A 21,024-nucleotide genomic window follows, 5' to 3' on the forward strand; every position below is an offset into this window, starting at 1 on the left:
CAGCTTTAAAAGGGTGATAGTCGCTAACTCATTACTCCAAAACTTTTCTAACTTCTGTTACTTCTTCTTCACAAAGGTTAAACACAAGCCTATTATCTATCAAATGATATTGCGCATAAAGCCTGACCTCTTCTAAATAGTCAACTGTTTCCTGGTCATTCAAGCAATCTTCCTCTATAAAAATTGAAACAATGTATTTATCATCTTTCTTCTCTAAGAAGATAAATCTTTGGTAATCCTCACCGAAGTAACCAGATTGAGTAAGAGCATCTACAACCTTGTCAACCTCACCATAATAAATGTTTTTAGTATAGTAGACCTCATGCCGTAGCTGACCATAATATGCGGTTGCGGTATTATAGAAAGGGTCTGCAAAATATGCGTATCCAATCAAAGGGAGAACTGTAAGCGCACACCATACCACACCTACCCCAATACAATGGATAACTGAGAATGTTCTCCCTTCCGCAGAAACGTATGATTTGATTTTCTTGCCTTGTACATTCATAGCAATCAACCAAGCAACTCCTGCACAGAAGAGTGGCAAAGCATATCTGTGAGAGGTTACGTATTCAGATAACTTGAAAATTATGATAGTTGCCAGTATGGTTATCACCCATGTGGCTAATACCTTGTTTCTCTGCCCTAAAGTCTTGAAGTTTTCAGCTATCAGGTAACCTGCTGTTAGGGGTCCACCTAAAAAGGTCGCATACCAAATAGAATTGGTTGTGTAAACCTTTCTTTCACTTGTCTGGTTAATCTCATCTTGCTCCATATGCCTTTGCTCACATAATTTTCACCTCTCTATATCTTCATGAATTAACACTTGTAGTTTAGGAAATACAGCCTTGTCTGATGTTATGTTGCTGGGTCAATAGTATAGGAACAGCAAGTTGTTGATTCCACACCTGAACACATAAAAGAAAGGTAACCAAGGCACGAAACTAAGTAAATACTGAAAAATCAGTAATTTATAAAGTAAGATGATTCAGAGGGTATGGCAAGGTTTAGCCCATGATATCTTCCCAGCCTAAAATGGTAAAGGCTTTTGTCTAAATGTTAAATCCATAACAATAGGTTTCGACCTATCCAAGAGCATTGGCTTGGACACCAATCCACCAAACGCACAGGGCTAAGACCTTTTGGCATAAGCTGAACTGGCGTTTTCGGCAAACTTAATAAGAAGCTTACTAAACTGATGCTTAGATACATTCTGAAAAGTAACAAAATTGGCGCAAGCACTTTTGAACTCGTTGAATCCAGGCAATTCATTTAGCAAGATGGGCTGCTCAAAATTAAATCCAGTTCCATAGGCGTTGTAGCGATTTTCATCTTTCTTAACAGTGTCTATTCTGAAGGACGACCATAAATAGAAATCTACCTTTTTCTTTCTACCTCTTGTACCTACGATGAGAAAGCAATTGTCTTCGATTGCTTCTTCTACCATTTGTCTTTTTGTGAAGAAGTATAAGTTATTACGAATGGCAGGTTCAAACTTTATGCTATCAAAATCTTTGCTGTCCGAGTCAGGGAAGTACCCCATCTTGTCTGCATTATGATACTGCATATAGTACTGCACCATCCTTATAGATTCAGTTAAAGTATAACAAACTATGGTAAGTCAATCAGTTAAATAGGCATGAACTAACTTATGCACTGCATTAGCAAATAAAGCCTCAATTATAGCTTCTAAAGAAAGACTTCAGAAAATCTTTTTCTTAATAACGGAAGCCCATCGCTTAACCACCAGTCAGCACAGACATATCCGCTCGACATCCCCCCTTTGTCGAAGCTTTCAATAAAAATCTCTTTACCTGGTGCTAAATCTTCACCAGCTAAGATTTCGAAGGCTTTACGAAATAGTATTACAAACTCTTCTTCATTTTTAGGCTGCTTTTCAGAAGACATATATTCTCGTAAAGCATTCCATAAATATGGGTCTCCCCTTAACCCCCATTGAGGTGGCTCAACTTCAAAAATTCGTCTCATGTATTACTTTGCTCTACTCGTAAGCTTGGAAATATGTGAATTGGTGAATCTTTCACCTACACCTATTCCCAATAAGCTTTATCGCCTTTTAGTTCTAACTGCAAAAGCTTTTCATTATTGATTCTTATGAGTTCTTCGGAAAACTTAAATTCAAACTCTTCAAAGTTAGCCTCACACATATGCCCAATATTTTTATTGTATGTGATATTATCTAAACTCCATGGGATTGCACCAGATACATATGTCTCGTTTTTTGCCAAATAGTTCAATACTGAGTCTAAAGCAAATTCATTCAAGGTGTCGAAATTTATACGCTTAGGATTCCCCACCTTCAAGAAATCATCTAAGCTTCTGAAACAAACTCCTGTTCTCGGTATGATATAGTTCACCAGGTAGTCGTTGTCATAGACGAATATGTCGGTGAACTTGTACCCTTTATCAACCTTTCCAAAGTCAAGTACATCTTCAATCTGTAGCCTTCTTATAGTAAACCGACTCATTATTATTCTGATTGTAAAACTGTAATTTAGTTAATCTAACAATTCTCGTAAATAGCGAATCTGAGATTCTGCATACTTCAGGTTCTCTACAATAATCTGGTTTTCATTTTCACCCACGACTTCGCTGTAGTAGTCTTCATCAAAGTCATGAATCATGTTACCAAAGTCATTGCGACCATTGTTGAAGATTTGGATGTTTGGTGGTCTATCAAATCTTTTTAGTTCTGGTCTTCCTTTGGAAATCATTAACTGCGCATGGCACTTGCTGCCAATCTTTTTCTTCTTGGGTAAAATGGACACTATCTGCTCCATTTCACTTCGAACAAGAAGTTGCTCTACTTCTTGTGTCAGATAATTTCTTAAAATATAAGTATTAGGAAAGAGTGTTTTCTTTGTAACTGGCTGTTCAGCTACATCAGACGTAAAATCTCCTGAACTATTAACAGCTAAGGAACTTCCATCAAGCCACTTTTTTTCAACAATGTCAAAAATCCTTATTCCATTCCTCGCATACTTTCCCCACCCACTTTCTCTGCTACCAAACTTTTTATGTTCCTCTTTTGAGACCAGGCACCCTATACAATTTTCTTCTAAAAAAGATTTTATATCAGTTACCCGACCACTTAAGAGTTCTTCTTTAATATAACTGCGAGTGTGTAGGTGTTCATGCTGAATGTCTACCTCCTTGTCACGGTTTAACACTTGCTCACTTCTGTACCTGCATTTCCACTTTTGCCTCTGCCCTGCTCCTTCAGTATAAAGCCACAGCATTCCATTTAACAGATGTTGCTTTTTGATTTTATCAGACACACTTGGCATTGCATTTAAAATAACATCAATGGCAGAAACAGCCGTGTTTTTATTATCCTCTGGCACTGGTTGATAAGTCGATGTATCGTAGGCTTTCGTACTTAAATTAGTAGGCATAATTACTTTCAAGTGTTAATTAGCATTTATTTTTGTTCGAGTCAAAGATGAACTGATTAAACCCATAGCATCACCTAATACTTTCACAGATGGGCTACTTACATTTGGAATCTTGGCTAAAATCGACTCAAGATTTTCAAATGCTCTACTGACATTTTCGTTATTTATATTGTCTAAAGAAATCTCTTCAACAACCGTAATATGTGGTTCAAAGCAAGGGATTCCATTAGAGAAAAGTTGATATTTATAGCCGACTTTCAATGATTTTTTGTTTTTCCAAAATGTATTATTTTCAATTTCTTCTTTCCATGGAGCAACTATAACTGTTAAACCTTTATTAGTCTCTGCATCTAAGAAACCTTTATCATAGCTGTTCTTTATTTCATTATTCTTACTACTCATAATGAGTTCGTACATTGACTGATAGTCGGCAACTACCTTCTTCAACTCATCTTTACTATCCCTGATTGTTCTTTCTGTTTTATAGTTAAATTTATAATATAAGAAGGCAAGCACGCACACCCATATTAAAGATGTAACTGCTATGGTCAATATTGTTTCTATTTGCATGAATTATTGATTAAACAATGAAAAGAAAGAAACTTACTGATAGAACAGTTTAAATTATTTACTTTCCCAACATGCGTAGCAAGGAGCAATGAAGTGTCGCCTCTCAACTTCTTACTACACCTTTTGCAGAATCCAGTTTTAGTACTCAGGTAGTTGTTTTATTTTGATACATAAAGATTCGTAAAGTAGCTAATATACTTATATTAATATAATAAGTTATACAAATTTTAGGGTTCTTCTTAGTTTGCTTAGGCATACATTGCAGAATGAAGTTGAGCAGCACCAGGAGCAGAAAAGGAATGTTTTGGAGTGGATGAATAGTTTGGGGAATGTAACTTATAGAGAACAGAAGCAACAAAGAACCAATTTTTATAAAGCTTGGCTGTCTTAAAAAAATTCGTGCAATAAATTTGCTTTATAAAAGGTTTAACAGGATTATTTTGCTATATTGTACAGACATAAAATGTTTCTGTATGGAAAAACAAGGCGATGCATTACACCTGATGCACGGCTCCATGTTTGTGCTGCTCGAACACTTCGTTGAAAACACCTACGACCACAGCACCTGGGTAAAAATACTTAAAGAGGCAGGCGTTGAACATATGTCATTTCACATGCAGGAGATGTATCCTACTCATGAGATTTTTGCCATTGTCGGTTGTCTGAGCGAGACCACAGGACAGTCTATTTTTGATTTGATGGAGCAGTTCGGGGAGTTCATTGTGCCAGACCTGATGCTGCTGTACAGCAGGTATGTCCGACCAGAGTGGCGTACTTATGAGATGCTAATCAATACAGAGGAAGCGATGCACGGTGCTGTGAGAAGGGAGGACAACAGAACTAATTCACCAAAGCTACTGGTAACAAAAAAGGGCGTTGACCAGCTTATGATAGAGTATTCGTCCAAACGCAGAATGGCTGGCGTTGCGGTGGGCATTGTCAAAGGGATTGCCAGGTACTTTAACGAAAACGATAAGGTGGAGGTAATGCTGCTCTCACCTGCTGATGCAGAAAGAGTACAAATCAAGGTTGATTTCCTTAGCTGAAGACACTGGAATGGTCTACCACTACTTTAGATAGAACATATGTTTCAAAGACTGATGATTTTCTGAAATAGTAGCGTTAAAGTGGATGTTATTCTTAGAGGTAACATATGGAGCAGTTGCACCTAACTCTTGGTTTATTTTTAGGTTATCGTCAGCAGTGTTGTACCATCTCCACCAAGCACACTGGTGAACGTGCCGTTGCTGGCGTGACTGCTGGTCTGATGAAAAGCGTTGCTTAGGAGTGGAATTGCTTGAAGAACCTATTTTATCAAAAAAGAAAAGCCAAACCCATCTTAGATAGATTTGGCTATAATAAACCAAAGGGTGTATGTTCTACTATTGAACCTCTACTGGTACTGTACAATATCTAAAGGCATATCTATCAACTTCTTCAACTGCAACCTTAACCACGTCAGTAGTTGACAACTTTACGTTTATAGTACCATCTGCATTGACTGGAACAAGACCATAGTTCACATTGCCTTTTGTATATGAGACTGATGAGTCTGCATGTGCCTTTGGTAATACCTCCACTTCTTTTAACACAAGTACTGTTAAGCATGCAGCAATGACTGTCAAAACTGTTTTTGTGTAAAGATCTACTTTCATAATGTTTTAGTTAAAGATTTTATATTGTAAACATAAAAATACATTTATTGTATACAACTTCAATTAATATCTTTTTAGAGACAAATTCTTAATACTGCCAAACCTCTAAAGGAACAATAATTATTTGAAGTCGCTCCACTATTGTTGTAGAAACGTACTGGTTAAAGAGGCGTTGGCATAAGCTGAAATGGCGTTTTCTGCAAACTCAGCATGAATGTTACAGAACTGATGCTTAGAAATATTCTGAAAGGAAATGAAGTTGGCACATGCAGTTTTAAATCACACAAAACCAGACAATTCATTATGTAAAATGGGCTGCTCAAAATAAAATCCTTTTCCATAGGCGTTGTATCAGTTTACATTTCTTTCAACCGTGTCTATTCTAAAGGGCGACCATAGGTAAAAACCTGATCTAGCATTTCTACCTCTTGTGCATACAAACTGTTGGGGCAAACTTGTAAGAGATGGGAACAACTTAGAATACAGGCATAAGCTGTTTACCTCTCATTGTTGTAGAAGAAGTTGGGTTACAAACATGAGCGCACGAGGTATTTCAGATAGTTCTCTAATGGAAATGATGGGTAGTGTTAGTCTGGCAGAGTTTAGTAAATATAAATCTGTAAAAATTATTCATATTAGAAGTGAGGTTGAAAGAACAGCAACTTCATAGTATAAGGGGTAAGCTTTGTTTTACTACTACATAAGCTGCACAAAAACTTTTACAACCACCACAAACCTGACAATCAATTTCTAGAACATATACTGTACTCCTATATACCAACCCTTCGGCTCCATTTCAAAATTATATTTAATATCTTTTTCTAAATCCGTAGTTGCAGACACCTTTTGCCCTGGTTGCAACTTATCCAAAGTTTGATTCCATGTCCAAATGCCACCAGCAGTGATAGCAAATTTAGCTAAAGGGATAGAAAGACCTCCACCGATCAAGATAAAGGGTCTCGTTTTAGTAGGATCTACGCCAATTTGAGCTAGTGGTGAAATCATTCTTGAACCTTCTTCGATGCCAAAGTTCAAAAAAAGCGCAGTTACAGCTGTACTTCTCTCTATAGTATCTTGTTTTACTACAAAGCTATCATCGCTATTAGATAATCCGTAATTTGTAAGTTCTGTATTAGCATAGAAAAGTCCTGTACTTACGGAAACGTTAATGAAATCATATTCTCGAAATGATAATTCATTTTTTATAACTACATCTTTTTTTTCTAGCTCATTAGTAGTTGCCTTATATTCGAATTCTGTAATAGACACAGTTGTTTTCAAAACCTTGCCTTCATCAAAACTAACTTCTCTTATTCCAAAATAACCTTCTTGATCTTCTGACTCATCTTCAATAGACTCCTGAAGTAGATTTAAAACAGGTTTTATCTTAGTCACTAAATCTCTGTCCGTATTTACACCTTTTGACACTTCATCAAGAAAATCTGAAACAATCTTTTTAGTGTAGCTATTTAAGAGAACATCAGATATTGACAAAGCTGTGTTTGACTGAGATATAGTAGATCTCAATTTTTCAATCTCATTGAAAGATGTTTCATATTTACTCAAATCACTATTTACTAGTTGTACTGCTAGTTCTACTTGATCTGGATCTTTAATGCCAATTAAAGTTTGGAAATGTTTACCTATTTCATCAGATATAGAATTTGTAATTTTTTTATCTAATTTTTCTAATTCTTTAGATAAATTACTAATTTCTTCTATCTCTTTTGGAGTAAGTGTATTTTGCTTATCCCTTAGAAGTATAAACAACAAAGTTAAATCTACATTGTTGAAACCACTCGGTGAAGGCACGTAAATACCAGTAGAACCAGCGGGAGCAGCGGCAGGATTAGATTTAGATAAAGCTTTTGAACTTTCTGCTATATCCATATTTAAACCTGCTGATCTAAATGGACTTGTTAATATGTTAACAAACTCCTTAACAGCTTCGTCTCTCTCATCATTATAGGTTGTATCTTTCCATTCATAAGTATATTTGATAGGATTCAACCATTTAAAGTAAAGATTATTGTATCTTTTTTTAAGAGCAAAAGAACGTTCCTCACCTACTGGTTCTTTATCATCTTCTCCATCTTCAAGTGTAAAATATTTTAGTTTTTCATCATGAACTAAGAAGTATAATCTCTTTTTATCAACCTTATTTCCTTGTGATGGTATTACCCTTTGAGCAAAACCTTCATAACATAACAAGCTAAGAATTATGACTACTAATAATTGTTTCATATAATAATCTGTTATATGGTAAAAGGCATTTGGTTATCAAAACTAAAATTCTGTTTGCCTATATTCATTAGATTAGGTGACTGATCTGGGAACGAAGAAAACCTCATCAACAATGTTTTATGCAGCATTGCATAATTACCTCTAAATTTTCCACCATTTAAAACAAGTTTTAAAATTCCAGTAAATCTTCCATTGAAAGCGCCATCCTTAGATTCTTGATTATCTTGGCAAGCCGATAACAATTTTACATTGGCAGCTATTTGGTGTGATTTGACGATTTCTAAATTTGAAATTAAGTTATCATAGAAGGCCTTATTATTAAAATATGTAGATGCAGCTATTTCACTTGGCAAAGATTTTGATTTGTAAGGAATGTTAATATCTCCATTAACTAGACCTCTTGCTTTTACTACAGACCCACTATGACAGCTATCTGATATTACTAATATTCTTACATTATCCTTAAAATGGTACCAAAGATAATATAACTCATCATCTAGGAACTCCCCATCATATAAGCACCACGTTTCATCTAAACCATCATTTTCTTCCGAATTAAAATCTGGTAGTTGACCACCATGACCAGAATATGTGAGAAGGAAGATGTCGCCACTTCTTAAAGTTGCTGATGCTTGCTGTATTGCATGAATCACATTATTTCTGGTAGCATTACTTCCTAAAAGTTTAGATGCATGATAACCATAAGCAGAAGCAATCAAATACATATCATGTGCATCATACTCAGCTGCATTTAAAATTTCATTCCAACCGCTATAATGAGACGGATCTACAGCATTAAGTCCTATGTGTAAAGAAATTCCAGAAGCCATATTTATTTATTCAAAAGATTACCACAAACTATATCATAATGGATGTTACACCTTCTGCTAATAAAATAAAGTTATTGTGGTAGAAGACGTAGTAAAAGGAATGTTCTCCTACATAAGTAACACCATAAAGTATAAATTAATATCAAAAATTTACCTAGTAATAAACCTTTCCAAGACTGCTGATTATCTTTTCCTGCTTATTTTTTATTTAAAAAGTAACATATACATATTTAACAACTTCATAAACTTATTAGCATATAAAAATATAGTACACTATAACCATTTCGGATATGGAATGTGTACAGGCATAAATTGAATCAAGAAAAATCAAAGGCGTTCAACCCTAAAGATAAATTGATTACAGTGAGAGTATATTAATATAAGCAAGCTACCTCACTTAAGAAATTAAACAGGCTTAAGGATTAAGAGTTTAAATGAAATTGACTAACGTAACTATGAATAGATTTGGCTTGCTGCTACTAACGCTATTAATTTCAAACCTACTTCTTGCAAACGGTTTTGAAGAGTTGAAAAGGATTAGAAAGCTATATAAAAACCACGAATATAGCCGTGTTCTCAATTTAGCTAAGTCTGTAGATAAACCTAAAATTGCTGGTGAACTTGTTGGAGCAAACTACATCAAAGAGACTCATAAATCATCTGCTGAGTTTTACCACTACAAGCTTTCATCCTTCATCTATGTAAATGGTCTTGATGATACCAAGGAGATAGTTCGGATGTATGGTAGGCTGCTTCAACTGGATACAGAAGAGCGTTTTGTGCATCAGGAGCAGTACCAGTATATAAAAGATAAGCTTACAGAGAAGTGTGTAGAGATGGTAAACAGCTTGAACTACAGGGAAGCTAAGAGATACGTAAATGCATTAGCACGATGGGGCGATACAACTGAGGCATATTAGGCTCTATATCAAAAACCAAAGACTTTAAATTTTTGCAGTAGGTCAGAGGCAAAAAGTTTTTTCAGGGAGTATGCTGATAGCCAAATCTATCAACACGCTGTATCTGTTCAAAGCGATGATTTGGAAGCACTTGTGTGGCTATTGACTCACAAATATGAGTATGACCATGAAAAGATGAGAGCTATCTTTTTATGGATACAACACAACATCTCATACGACCACACTTACAGGTCATATACTTATTACAGAACCTTTAAGAGCAGGAAAGGCATCTGTGCTGGATACTCTATCTTGATTCATAAAATGTTCTCTTATGCTGGAATAAAGGCTAAGCTTGTAATAGGTGATCTAACTATGGTGACCCTAACAGAGACTTGCATGCTTGGACACATGTAAATCTCAGCGGTTATGAGTTCTGGATAGACGCAACTTGGGGTAATTTCTTAGTAGAGCCATCTGAACTGAAATCAAACATAGCATATACAGTAACGAAAATAGCTCGATAGTTTTCTTGGTCTTTCACCTTTGTAGCATTTATGTAGTCGACACATATGCTGTTCAATGACTTTCAGATTTGCTAAGCTACAACTCTTGTATGGTAGAAGATATTTTTTGGTTTGTGTTTATTTTTTGAGTCAAAATGTATTCTTCATATCTAGTTAAAGCAGTCCAAAGAAATTGCTCTTTTAACCGTTTTTCTAATTCATCTTCATTACCTTCAGTTGAAAATCTTTCAAAATCAATCCTAACTGATTTATTATTATTCACATAACTATCAACAAATCCCTTTTTATATGCGCGAGACTGCATTTTAAGTTCTTCGTTAGTAGTATTAAATATTTTAATATTTGCTTTCAACCCTTCTTCTCTTTTTAGTAATTCAAAGTTCTTAAGTTCTTGTACTGCTGTAGTTCTTTCAGATACTGCTTGAGCTTTTTCGCTTTGAGCTACGGCTCTCTCTGCAACAGCCAAATTGTAAAGAGTATTAACATCAGACTATTTTTTTTCTACTTCTTTAGTCCTCCGTTCAATTTCTTTAGTTCTTGGTTCAAGAGCAGCTTTTTCACTTTCTAATGCTTTGATTTTATCTCCTTGTATTTGCCATATTGACACATTAATAGCAGTAAAAGTGAGCGTAAGAGTACCTACAACAGATATAAATGAAATTTTCTTTCATGTAGGTTTTCTTATTTCATTAATTTCTTCTATTAGTTTAATTCTTTCTAATTCCTCAATTTTTAGGCTTTCTATATATTCATCTGCCTTCATATCTGTGAAATACCGCAAAATGAATAATTATTCTAGCACTTATAATTACAAGAAAAACAAAAATTGGCTAAGTATGGAGATATTAAGCTAATCAAAGAAGCAATTAATTTATATCTGTACTCTATTTAAGTCCTTATGAATTGTTTCAATTAACTACAAATGTGAACCAAACAATTTGATATCAATACCTACACCTAAAACTGGAGCGAATTTTGAACCTCTATCTATAGGATCAAAAATGTATACTATTCCCAAATATCCAGGTATATATGCATTAGATTTATCTAAATTTAAAAACAATACTTCTCCTAATAGCATTAGGTTGATACTTCCTCTCGCAATGAAGTTATGATTATCCGTGTCAGCTTTTTGCTCTTTTTTACTACTATTGTCAGCTAAATCTAAACTCATTAAGTACATTCCTAAAGCAAATCTCGAAGGCTTGTACAACTTATCTTTATCTCTGAACTTAATACCTAGTCCAGCATTAATAGTTAATGATTGGAATTCTATCTCTTTTTCACCACTATATTCAACGTTTGAATTTCCATCTTCGTCTTTTGTTATGGCTTTCCTTCTAACGTTTCTAAATGAAGCTAGGTATGGCGGTATTGATAAGGTTACACCCATTTTATCTAAAAAGCTGACACCACGATGGTAAGTTATTTCATTAGCTGATGACAACATAGTTGAGCCATATTTATCTGGTGAATGGCTCAGAACTATTTTTATCTTTTCATTAACATTCAGACTTTCTATTCCAAATTCTTTTTTTAAATCGATATGTTTTGCACTATCCAATACTGTAATGAAATCTTTCTCTTTTTCTTTTATATTTAGTAAAACCTCATTTCCATCCGATTTTATATGTGTTGCTGTTACTTTTAAGTATTGAGGACCATATTCATTATATGATTTCATATTTGGAGATATAATCAGACTTATATTGCTGCCTTCAGCTAAGAGATGCTGCTTCAAGGCATTGTACTTCTTCGGTATGCTTTCTTTGTAGAATAGTTGAGGATCTTTTAAACTAACTAAATTTACCTGGTCTGTAAATATTCTATTAGGATAAGTAACAGTTATTTGCTTAGCATGTAAAGGATAAATTTTTCTACCTTCTATAAAGTTGGGTGATCTTATTAGTTGCAAATAGTATTTACCAACTGGCAATTTTTGGTTTTGATTTAATGTAAAATCAAGCTGAGCATCAATTTTGTCAGCATCAATATTTGAAAGTTTCTTTAAAGGATAGGCGTTGGACGAAGTAGTACTTACAAGCTCAAGTTGAACTTCATTCATTTGGTGCAATTGACTTCCCTTCACTATCACCGAGTAGATTTTTGTGAAATCTCTCTTTATTTCATTATTAACACTATTAGAAATGGTGAATTCTTTAATTTCTGGTTTAGGAAGCACATTTAATAAGGAAGAAAAAGATTCACCACTATTACTAGTAACTTTAACTTCATAAGATCCGTGAGTTTTAATGTTACTTATTAAAACTTGAACCTTTTTGTCTTTAGGCATATCAAATTCGTCACCTGTTAAAGTTGATATTTTTATGTTAGGATTTTCATTCAGAATCTTGAAGTTTTTACCTATTATAGTATTATTTCCAAATTCAAAATAAATCTTAGGCATGGAGTTAGTTCTGTCAAAATCATCTATGTACAAATTTGCATCTGTTGATGTATTAAACCTTTGCTCATTGAATCTTTTATCTTTTGAAATATCTAATTTTATAGTATCGGTAGAAACTGAATTAAACTTATTATTTGTGTAATAAAGCAGAAAGTCAAGTGACTTAAAGTCCTTAGGCACAAAATTTAATGATAAGGTATTATTCTTATCAGTTTTGAAATAAATACTAGATGAAGATATAGTATTTGTATTTGTTCCTTTGATTCGTATGTTTTTATCTATGAAAACAAGTTTATTAATATAAGCCGCATTATTAAGAGTTAATTTAATATTTTGAGGTTCTAACATATCAGTATAGACTACATTTTCACCATTATTTATGCTGAAACTTTGAACATCAGGTTTTTCTGAAAATAAATTAATTTTGACAGAATTCTTCTTATTCGTACCATCATCAAAATAAAGTTCTTTATCTTTTCCAACGAGCTTATTTAAAGCAGGAATATTTAGCTCCCATTTAAGTAAGCTATCTTGATAGATGCTTAATTCGTAAGGGATCCTAATTCCAGCGATAGAAAGTTTAACTTCGTTTTTTTTCAAGTATTCAAAATATTCTTTGCTGTGTTTGGTGATAATAGTCGCTTTACCACCAATCAAAAAGGAGTTTTGACTTTGGCTATAAAGACTAACATCATTTCCATATGAAATAATAGAAGTAGTCAACAACAGAATAGTAAATAAATATTTCATAATATATTTGAATTAAATATTATAATAATTTAAGAAAATACTTCCCCTATAGTAAAGCAAACATGTTTGCAACGCAATTTTAATATTATAAGACTGTGCAATTCTTCTAAACTTTAAATTAAGTACTGCGACAGGAGTTATTTGATGAAGAGTATTTGGCTTTATTGTTTAGGCTGTCTATAGTTTTAAATAAAAAATATAATTTTGACAATAGGAGCATTTTAATCTAAGATCAAGCAAAATAATATTGATAATTTTATATTACAAATCTAAATTATTAATAACATCTAGTATATTAAAAATTTAATCATAATTTTACAATATTTTTCTTATTCACCAACACTAAATATATTTTTGAGTAAATCGCCACTTGAAAAAATACCTCAACTATCAAAAGGTTTCAAGTTTTAGAATCATTCTTTAAGGAGAAAGCCTCAATCAAAAGTGTACATGATTCCAAGAAAAGGCCTCTATAGATGATTAGTAGATATTTTGCATTTTGTTGTCTACTAATACTCATAACTATAAATAGATTCAGCTTGATGATACTTATGCTAATAATTCCAAACTTACTTCTTTCATATAGAATCACAGAATTAAAGACAATTCAAAGGGTTGAAAAATTCTGAATTTCTATTTGGCACAACGTTCCTTCAATATAGTAACTAATTTAGATTTTATGAGTATAAATTTATATTAATGAAATCTAAGTTTGCAAATTGCATCAACCTAATTATATATTACCCCTGAAAGTTAAGGTGTTGATAATCAAATCTATAACACTCACACTTTTAACTTTTGTATTTCTGATATTTTCACTGTTTCTCGTTTACCTTATTTCTTCGTTATTGCTTGAGTTTATTCTTTCACTTAAAAAAGTTTTAAGTTTTCAAGTATTTATTTTCTTTTTACTTTATCTGGGATTAGCAATTAGCTTTTACACATTGTTAGGGGCGTTACTTTCTGTTTTTTCCACAAAAACTCCTAAGGAGATAGGCTTACTTGTTTCTTTAGATGAAGAATACGAATTGAAGTTGTTTCTGGTAAACCTATGTAATTTACTAAACACTCGATTGCCAAACTCTATTGTGCTACATGCAGAGCCTACTCTTTATGTTGTACAAGGGAAAATAAAATTGATGAATGGCAAATTAGCGAAAGGTAGAATATTAGTTATAGGTGTACCGCTCCTTCATTACTTGACTGTTGATCAACTTAGAGCTATACTCGCTCATGAGTTAGCACACTTTACAGGTTTTGATACATTATATAGCTCGTTTGTTACTCCAGCATATTTTAGTCTCTCTACGGGAAAAAAAATTTATGCTCAGATGATTGCGAAAAATATTAATGAATTAGTTTCATTAGTCATGATGCCACAGTTCTATTTCATATGTTGGTATCTTGAGCTTTTTAAAAAAATACATGCGAAGATATCTCGCCTAAGAGAAATCCGAGCAGATTATATAGCTAGCAGTATTTGCGGAAGAAACGTGTTTACGACAGGGCTGACAAATGTAATAGGTTCCCTACCTGTTTTCAATAAAATTATCCATAGTTACATAGGTCTGAGTTTAAACAAAACGAACAATATTTATCAAAACCTTAAAATAAACTTCAATAATTATAAGGATATTGCTAATGAAGCCATCAATGATGAACTCAAAAAAAGTACTCTTGTAGGAGATTTATATCCTTCCTTATCTGAAAGATTGAAGAGCATTTCTTTGATTTCAGATAAAGAAGCTACCGATAGAAGCGCAAGAGATTTAATTACCTATATTGATTCTTATGAAGAAGAGTTAAGTAAAAGGTATTTGAAAATTTTAGATCTTAAAAATAAAATCACATTATATAGTGATTCTGTCAAAATTGAACAGCAAAATAAGCTATATAAAAAAGAAAAGTATGTTGGATTATGGTTACGTTCTGTCGCATTTTTTATAGACTTTGTTATAATTGGAGTGGTAGCATCATTGATTATTATAATTTCAGTTATTCTAGCTTATCCAGATACCTTTAGCGGGATTAATTCTTTAGTAATATTCATTATTATTTGGACTTCCTATTTTACAATTTATGAAGCTTCATATATACATGGAACCATAGGAAAGAAACAAATGGGTATAATGGTAGTAGACTATCAGAATCAACAATTAAAACCATCACAGTCATTTTTAAGAAACTTATCAAAATTATTCTTTATAGGGTTTATTTTAATTTTATTTGATAGAAAGAGACAATCTTTTCATGATAAATTATCTAAAACTTTTGTGGTTTTCAATACAGCATCAGCTGAGAGAACAGAGTAGAAGAGCTAGTAGCTAAAAAGGGTTACACATCCAAAACTTTAGAATAAATACTTTTTCGAGGCTATAGAGCTTACTGATTATTGTAATTAATATTCTCTAGAAGAATCAATTATTTACTAAAAGCATCTTAGGCAGACAAACCTATAGCTTACAGCCATAAGAGAAATATATAAAACCATGATAAGAACTGTTGTTACTGAAAAAGATATCAAGACCCTGAGTCAACTCGACATCACATCACTACAGAAGGGCCTTCTAGAAGTAGATTACAATACTTTCAAAAAGGTAGGATTGGTGAAAGCCTCAAACCATGATATATCTTTTGAACAATTAGAGGAAATAGAGAAGCAAATGCCAACACAACCTGATAACTACTTATCCAGGCTTCTTAAATACATTCCAACAGAAATCATTGCTTTATATCTAACTTGTAGGCCTTTACTATCTTCAGGTAACAATCAATACAATATAATCCACTGGTTAATTTTTGCCTTTGGTGTTGTTGTCACTCCATTATATTTATGGAAGAAACAGAAAGTAAATAAAAAGTCACAGTTGTTAATATCTACATTTGCCTTCTGCGTATGGGTCTTTGCTATTGGAGGGCCTTTTGCACAGCTAGATTGGTATAATTTAAACCCTATTTATGCTACGCTGATTGTACCAATTTATACATTCCTTATCCCTTTATTTGAAGCTGAGAATTAAACTTTTGTATAATTTTGATTTTTTGACTTCCGATTCTTTGAATGAGTAAGTTGTTCTGCCTAGTGTGAATTCACCAGCAAACAAACGCTCGAATGTTTAGTTGATTTTTACTGGGAAGGTTAAGTAGCAGCAGAAGCGGAATAACGTGGTTTGGGCGAAACCGAATTGCTTGGGGAGTATCATTTGGCAGCACCTGACAAGCAGGATTACCTAGTATGAGAGACCGTACTACATCGTGCATGAGATGTTGAAAGGGGTGTACAAGAAAGTTGTTTATATTAAGTTTATAATCAGATTTCTTTTAAAGAGTTCTTCTTTAGGGCCTTTAGATATGCTTAGTATAAGAAACGAATTTAGCACCCCCGACAACACCTCTAAAATAGCATCACAAAAAAGGGGCTCTAGGTCATTCTGGAAACAAGATGTTCTTAAGGCTTTTAAGGGCTGCTGAGAACTCCCACTCTCTAACATTTCCAAGAATGTTATGAAATTCAATATTAGAACCGAGAAGCAGGGCAGTTTCTTTGAATAAAGGAATAATTAGAACTATAAATATTGAAAGTCTTACAACCAAGTCTAAGATGCTCGGCAAAGGGATAAGTAAGTGTAGTAGAACTTCTGATATATGCCTTAGTTTTTCTTGCCTTTTATTGTTGTAGCTGTCCTGTGTTTTCTTATAAATAATGCGCATAGATAGGTTTAAAAGGCTACTCCAAAAAGTAGAAATAAGGTTAAAAAAGAACCCTATAGCAATAAAAACAATCCATAGTATTACGTACTTTAAAAGAGTGTTTTGATTTTGCCTTACTACAGTCGCTTCCTCAAACTGCTTAACGGCTTCCTTTAATTTTGGTAGTTCATTATTTATCAGAGACTTGTATTCTTCTAAATTTTTTGTTTTTTGACTGAGAAGTGTATCAATTAGTATATCTGTTTTCTGCTTCAGCGTATTTACCTGGATTTGTTCAGTTTCAGCTCTTGTCTTTTCGACTTGCGCATCTGTATTTCTTGTCAGGCTAAACTGTAAAAATAGAGCAGCGAAAATTCCAGGAATTCCAAGTACCATAACCAAATTCTTAATCCAGCTCTCTACTTTGGTAGGAGTAGACTCTTTATCCTTTAACTTTTCATTTTGAACTGCTTTTTCTTGCTGTTCTACTTGATGTTTTAGCTGCTTTATTTCGAATGTTAATGTGTCTATAGCAAGCTTTAATGTTTGCTCATTTGAAGAAGACCTTCCCATATCACGAAATTCAATACATATTAACTACGGCATAGGCTTAAAAATAAGAATAGCCACTTAGATAAGGCTAAACATAGGAAGTGTACAACTAATATAGCATATACTTAACCTTCTATAAAATAAACGACTGTTTTCTTTACTCCCCTACCCTTCATTCCAAACTTCGCCTGGTTGAGCGTACAGGCACATCAAAAAGTAAAGAAACTTAGTTAAATATTCAAAGTAAATTAATATATTTGTATAACGAGATATTTAACTAAGTAACAGCTATATGTTGATAGGGTATTCTAGGGTCTCTAAAATTTTACAGAAAGAGGATTTGCAGCATGACGCTCTTGCTCTGGCAGGATGCGAGAAAATCTTCACCGACAAAATTAGTGGCACTGTATTCGAGAGACCAGCACTGACAAAGGTAAAGGAGATACTGAGGAAAGGAGACACTCTGGTGGTGTGGAGGCTGGATCGCTTGGGCAGATCTTTGAAAGACCTTATCGAGTGGATGAACTACTTGGAAAGTGAAGGTATTGCTCTGAAAAGTTTGCAAGAGAATATTGATACCAGTACTGCAACTGGTAGACTTATCTTCCATATTTTTGCTTCTATGGCTGAGTTCGAGCGGAATCTGATTAAGGAACGCACGGTTGCTGGTCTGTCTGCAGCCAGAGCCAGAGGCCGTGTCGGAGGTCGCCCGAAGAAAATGAACCAGGAAAAGAGAAAGCTTACTGTTCGTCTTTATAATGAAAAGCAACACTCAGTAGATGAGATTTGCCAGATGATGGGAATCTCCAAGCCTACTCTATATAGTTATGTCAAGGCTTTTGAAGGTTAGCTATTTAAGACCTCAGTTATTTTATGTTTCCTAATATACGAATGTAATAAACTTCTTAAAAAGTCTTCATCCAGCATACTGTGGTTCCCTAAATAGTTGTATAAAAAAAATAACTCCATTCGATTTAGATTCAAATCTATCAAATAATTTGATGAAGCCAATTTATTTTGCGGCCCGAGAGTGAATACTGAAGAAATCTCTCGTGCTTGCTTTGAAAGTTTTTTTAATATAACCCTAAAAGTTTTCATTTCAGTCATACTTGCCCATCTGTGTATATCGTGCACACCATCATAGAATTCTCTTACTTCAAAAATCATTATTTTTAGGGCACTAATATCTGAAGTATTTATTCTTAACCTTTCAAGGAGTTCACCTTCTATCGCCTCACTCGGCACTACACCAGGTGGCAAATCATTGGTATAATCCAAGAGCAATTTAGTGGGGAAACCTTTAATATTTTTACAGAGCAATGTTATACTATAAAACTCTTCAACCTTAAGAAAATAAGGATATAAATTTTTGTACTGGTCCTCTGTAAGCTCTACTAAATTGTTTTGTATAAGTAGATGAAATTTATCTATTATTTTCTCAATTCGCCAAGTGACTGCTTCTTCTGACTCGATCACACTCCTGATCTTATTCCTTAAACCTCTTTCTGTTTTGTATACCATATTTTTATTGGGTGAAATTATTTCTGTCGTGACTGTAATCTTAAGGTAGAGAACCCAGGGAACTAATAGTACATAATATTATAAACCTACGTTAATGCCTAAGTAATACTAAAAACCCATGGGTTGTACTTATTATTAAGTCTCTATATTAAAACTATATCGTGAACTATTTTACTCACAAATTATTTAATTGCTATTGCTCAAAAACGAAGCATTTTGCTGATACCTATATTTTGAACTACCGTAACCTAAACAATCATGAAAACTACGACAAGTGGCCTGGGGGCCAGAGCCAAAGGTCATGTCGGAGGTCGTCCGAAAAAAATGAATCAAAATAAAAGAAAACTTGACGTCCGCTTTTGTGAAGAGAAGCAGCATTTAATCGATGCTGTTTGGCGTATGATAGGTATTTCATAACCAACCCTTCATAGCTATCTAAAAGAGACAGAGCAGGTTTAAGCTAGCTTAAACCTGCTCTGTCTCTTCAAAAAAATTTTTGATAGTTTAACTTTGCGGGTATAAGGCACTAAAGGGTATATAATATCACCCTTAGTAATTAATTGGTTTAGTTTGCTATGTAGTGAGTATGATATGTTTACTGTACTTGCATAACTCGTTCTACACAAAATACTCCTCTTCTTACGCATCTCTAAATAACATCTACCTCCCCAGTTATTATTTAATAATGATAACTGTAGAAAGCCTGTTGCTGTAATGCTTTATAAATATGCTTCTTTAGCAGTCTTTCTACAGTTATCATTTTGTTAAGTCTTTGTGCTTTTTACATTGTGATTTGTAACTCTACCGCATCTATTAATCACTATTTATACCGATCTTTCATGATAGTTGAAAAATTATCGTTCTGCCAAACAACTTAAATTTACCATAATTCACTTTATATCATTCCCATAAACTTGGTTAAGAGCGAGAGCTATGATAATAGATTAAAGGCTATAAGAAATTTCTCTTGAGCTCAACATTATGTCTCTCCAGGCGTGAATCTCATCTTTATTGAAAAAGTCATAGACCTCAATTGTTGCCTCTGAATCGTCCTCTATCTTAAAGCTGTAGTAATGGTATTCCTCTTCATCATCAGAATCCTCATCACCAAATTCAATATCATTAAGTACAAGTTTATCCCCCGTAATCGACACATAACCATGTTCCAATGACTTGCCGTCCCGATCTATGCTACTTTGGGTATGATTGTATTGAATTACTATATCATGATTCGTCATGACCTTACCTATATCGCTGTAAGTAATGTGATCTATACCTGTTACTATTGCTTCTTCTTTCATCAATTATTAAGGTTTCTATTATATTTTGCTCTTATGTAAAATTGTAAAAACTCTATTAGTTATTATCAGTGTATTTCTTCTATTACTCTTCACCTTTCCCTTCTTCTCGTAAAAATGCTTCAATAATTCTTCTCCTTCTTTCTTTTATCTTTTCATCTTCACTATCAATTTCCACGAGAGTCAGATTCAGTTCCTCAATAACCCTATATTTAATCTGGTCTCTAGCTATCCAATTTGTTACTGCTCCTACAGTCACTCCTTTCCGCTCAGCATATTTTGCTGGTGTTGTTTCTTTATCTAGGTCTATCTCAATTTTCATTATTATACAATTGTTTAATAACTACACAAAGTTAATAATTAAAAAAATGAAAGTCAACACATATAACATATTTATTTTTGAATATTTATTTTAGTAGTTATTTGTCACCTCCCTACTACTACATTGTAATACAATAGAGAACCCCATCAGTGATGATAGTTTAATCACATTTAAAATTTCTCTTTCCCTGAGTATAACAGAGAAATAGGCAGGAAGAAATGAACACAATAGTAATAGATAGAGTATGCTGGAAAACGGTACATAAATTAGAGGAAGAGACAGGCTATGGCTACACTCTTTGCTGCCGATCTAGCTAATATACTCTGCATTCAGTACCAGACAC

General features: G+C 33.6%; 22 protein-coding genes. 7 read left to right on the forward strand and 15 right to left on the reverse strand.

Going from position 1 to position 21,024, the window contains the following annotated elements:
• Positions 1–31 precede the first annotated feature (31 nt).
• The 6 genes from ACFS7Z_RS08485 to ACFS7Z_RS08510 form a co-directional block, all read right to left on the reverse strand.
• Positions 32–775: a hypothetical protein gene (locus tag ACFS7Z_RS08485; RefSeq protein WP_377483353.1), complete on the reverse strand. Its 744-nt coding sequence runs from the start codon at positions 773–775 to the stop codon at positions 32–34.
• A 357-nt stretch (positions 776–1,132) separates the two neighbouring features.
• The gene (locus ACFS7Z_RS08490; protein WP_377483355.1) at positions 1,133–1,543 is read right to left on the reverse strand and encodes a hypothetical protein; all 411 of its coding nucleotides are present in this window, start codon (positions 1,541–1,543) and stop codon (positions 1,133–1,135) included.
• A 146-nt stretch (positions 1,544–1,689) separates the two neighbouring features.
• Positions 1,690–1,989 carry a hypothetical protein gene (locus ACFS7Z_RS08495; protein WP_377483356.1) on the reverse strand — a complete coding sequence of 100 codons (300 nt, stop codon included), beginning with the start codon at positions 1,987–1,989 and terminating at the stop codon, positions 1,690–1,692.
• Positions 1,990–2,051: 62 nt separating this feature from the next.
• On the reverse strand, positions 2,052–2,489 hold the full coding sequence (locus ACFS7Z_RS08500; RefSeq protein ID WP_377483357.1) for a hypothetical protein: 438 nt from the start codon (positions 2,487–2,489) through the stop codon (positions 2,052–2,054).
• 30 nt (positions 2,490–2,519) lie between these two features.
• A complete protein-coding gene (locus ACFS7Z_RS08505; RefSeq protein ID WP_377483358.1) occupies positions 2,520–3,416 on the reverse strand; it encodes a hypothetical protein in 897 nt (298 codons plus the stop codon).
• 15 nt (positions 3,417–3,431) lie between these two features.
• The gene (locus ACFS7Z_RS08510; RefSeq protein ID WP_377483359.1) at positions 3,432–3,986 is read right to left on the reverse strand and encodes a hypothetical protein; all 555 of its coding nucleotides are present in this window, start codon (positions 3,984–3,986) and stop codon (positions 3,432–3,434) included.
• A 473-nt stretch (positions 3,987–4,459) separates the two neighbouring features.
• Here ACFS7Z_RS08510 and ACFS7Z_RS08515 point away from each other — a divergent pair, with 473 nt between their 5' ends.
• Positions 4,460–5,032, forward strand: coding sequence for a heme NO-binding domain-containing protein (locus ACFS7Z_RS08515; RefSeq protein ID WP_377483360.1), 573 nt, complete (start codon positions 4,460–4,462; stop codon positions 5,030–5,032).
• Positions 5,033–5,368: 336 nt separating this feature from the next.
• Here ACFS7Z_RS08515 and ACFS7Z_RS08520 read toward each other — a convergent pair whose 3' ends face one another.
• The 3 genes from ACFS7Z_RS08520 to ACFS7Z_RS08530 all read right to left on the reverse strand — a co-directional run bounded on the left by ACFS7Z_RS08520 (position 5,369) and on the right by ACFS7Z_RS08530 (position 8,715).
• Complete coding sequence (locus ACFS7Z_RS08520; RefSeq protein WP_377483363.1) at positions 5,369–5,641, reverse strand: hypothetical protein; 273 nt, start codon at positions 5,639–5,641, stop codon at positions 5,369–5,371.
• Positions 5,642–6,391: 750 nt separating this feature from the next.
• Positions 6,392–7,885 (reverse strand): hypothetical protein, encoded by a 1,494-nt coding sequence (locus ACFS7Z_RS08525; RefSeq protein ID WP_377483365.1) that lies wholly within the window; start codon positions 7,883–7,885, stop codon positions 6,392–6,394.
• 11 nt (positions 7,886–7,896) lie between these two features.
• Positions 7,897–8,715, reverse strand: coding sequence for a caspase family protein (locus ACFS7Z_RS08530; protein WP_377483367.1), 819 nt, complete (start codon positions 8,713–8,715; stop codon positions 7,897–7,899).
• Positions 8,716–9,170: 455 nt separating this feature from the next.
• Between ACFS7Z_RS08530 and ACFS7Z_RS08535 the strand changes: the two genes are divergently transcribed.
• Together ACFS7Z_RS08535 and ACFS7Z_RS08540 are read left to right on the forward strand one after the other, a co-directional pair.
• Entirely contained in the window at positions 9,171–9,635 is a 465-nt protein-coding gene (locus tag ACFS7Z_RS08535; RefSeq protein ID WP_377483369.1) for a hypothetical protein, read from the forward strand.
• 132 nt (positions 9,636–9,767) lie between these two features.
• Positions 9,768–10,031, forward strand: a complete 264-nt coding sequence (locus tag ACFS7Z_RS08540; protein WP_377483785.1) for a transglutaminase domain-containing protein — start codon at positions 9,768–9,770, stop codon at positions 10,029–10,031.
• Between the two features lie 186 nt (positions 10,032–10,217).
• On the opposite strand, the gene ACFS7Z_RS08545 is transcribed toward ACFS7Z_RS08540, so the two are convergent.
• Both ACFS7Z_RS08545 and ACFS7Z_RS08550 read right to left on the reverse strand, forming a co-directional pair.
• Positions 10,218–10,607 carry a hypothetical protein gene (locus ACFS7Z_RS08545; RefSeq protein ID WP_377483371.1) on the reverse strand — a complete coding sequence of 130 codons (390 nt, stop codon included), beginning with the start codon at positions 10,605–10,607 and terminating at the stop codon, positions 10,218–10,220.
• Positions 10,608–11,057: 450 nt separating this feature from the next.
• Positions 11,058–13,298 (reverse strand): hypothetical protein, encoded by a 2,241-nt coding sequence (locus ACFS7Z_RS08550; protein ID WP_377483372.1) that lies wholly within the window; start codon positions 13,296–13,298, stop codon positions 11,058–11,060.
• Between the two features lie 848 nt (positions 13,299–14,146).
• On the opposite strand from ACFS7Z_RS08550, the gene ACFS7Z_RS08555 reads away from it, so the two are divergent.
• Both ACFS7Z_RS08555 and ACFS7Z_RS08560 read left to right on the forward strand, forming a co-directional pair.
• On the forward strand, positions 14,147–15,610 hold the full coding sequence (locus ACFS7Z_RS08555; protein WP_377483374.1) for an RDD family protein: 1,464 nt from the start codon (positions 14,147–14,149) through the stop codon (positions 15,608–15,610).
• A gap of 177 nt (positions 15,611–15,787) precedes the next feature.
• Positions 15,788–16,318 (forward strand): hypothetical protein, encoded by a 531-nt coding sequence (locus tag ACFS7Z_RS08560; protein WP_377483376.1) that lies wholly within the window; start codon positions 15,788–15,790, stop codon positions 16,316–16,318.
• Between the two features lie 406 nt (positions 16,319–16,724).
• Here ACFS7Z_RS08560 and ACFS7Z_RS08565 read toward each other — a convergent pair whose 3' ends face one another.
• On the reverse strand, positions 16,725–17,561 hold the full coding sequence (locus ACFS7Z_RS08565) for a hypothetical protein (protein ID WP_377483378.1): 837 nt from the start codon (positions 17,559–17,561) through the stop codon (positions 16,725–16,727).
• Between the two features lie 271 nt (positions 17,562–17,832).
• Between ACFS7Z_RS08565 and ACFS7Z_RS08570 the strand changes: the two genes are divergently transcribed.
• Positions 17,833–18,390 (forward strand): recombinase family protein, encoded by a 558-nt coding sequence (locus ACFS7Z_RS08570; RefSeq protein ID WP_377483380.1) that lies wholly within the window; start codon positions 17,833–17,835, stop codon positions 18,388–18,390.
• Here ACFS7Z_RS08570 and ACFS7Z_RS08575 read toward each other — a convergent pair.
• Entirely contained in the window at positions 18,387–19,016 is a 630-nt protein-coding gene (locus tag ACFS7Z_RS08575; protein WP_377483382.1) for a hypothetical protein, read from the reverse strand. The genes ACFS7Z_RS08570 and ACFS7Z_RS08575 overlap by 4 nt on opposite strands.
• A 303-nt stretch (positions 19,017–19,319) precedes the next feature.
• On the opposite strand from ACFS7Z_RS08575, the gene ACFS7Z_RS08580 reads away from it, so the two are divergent.
• Entirely contained in the window at positions 19,320–19,478 is a 159-nt protein-coding gene (locus tag ACFS7Z_RS08580) for a hypothetical protein (RefSeq protein ID WP_377483384.1), read from the forward strand.
• A gap of 527 nt (positions 19,479–20,005) precedes the next feature.
• Here ACFS7Z_RS08580 and ACFS7Z_RS08585 read toward each other — a convergent pair.
• Complete coding sequence (locus ACFS7Z_RS08585; RefSeq protein ID WP_377483387.1) at positions 20,006–20,362, reverse strand: hypothetical protein; 357 nt, start codon at positions 20,360–20,362, stop codon at positions 20,006–20,008.
• A gap of 82 nt (positions 20,363–20,444) precedes the next feature.
• Positions 20,445–20,681 (reverse strand): hypothetical protein, encoded by a 237-nt coding sequence (locus tag ACFS7Z_RS08590; protein ID WP_377483389.1) that lies wholly within the window; start codon positions 20,679–20,681, stop codon positions 20,445–20,447.
• Between the last annotated feature and the right edge of the window lie 343 nt (positions 20,682–21,024).

Source organism: Pontibacter toksunensis (assembly GCF_042686245.1).
GTDB lineage: Bacteria > Bacteroidota > Bacteroidia > Cytophagales > Hymenobacteraceae > Pontibacter > Pontibacter toksunensis.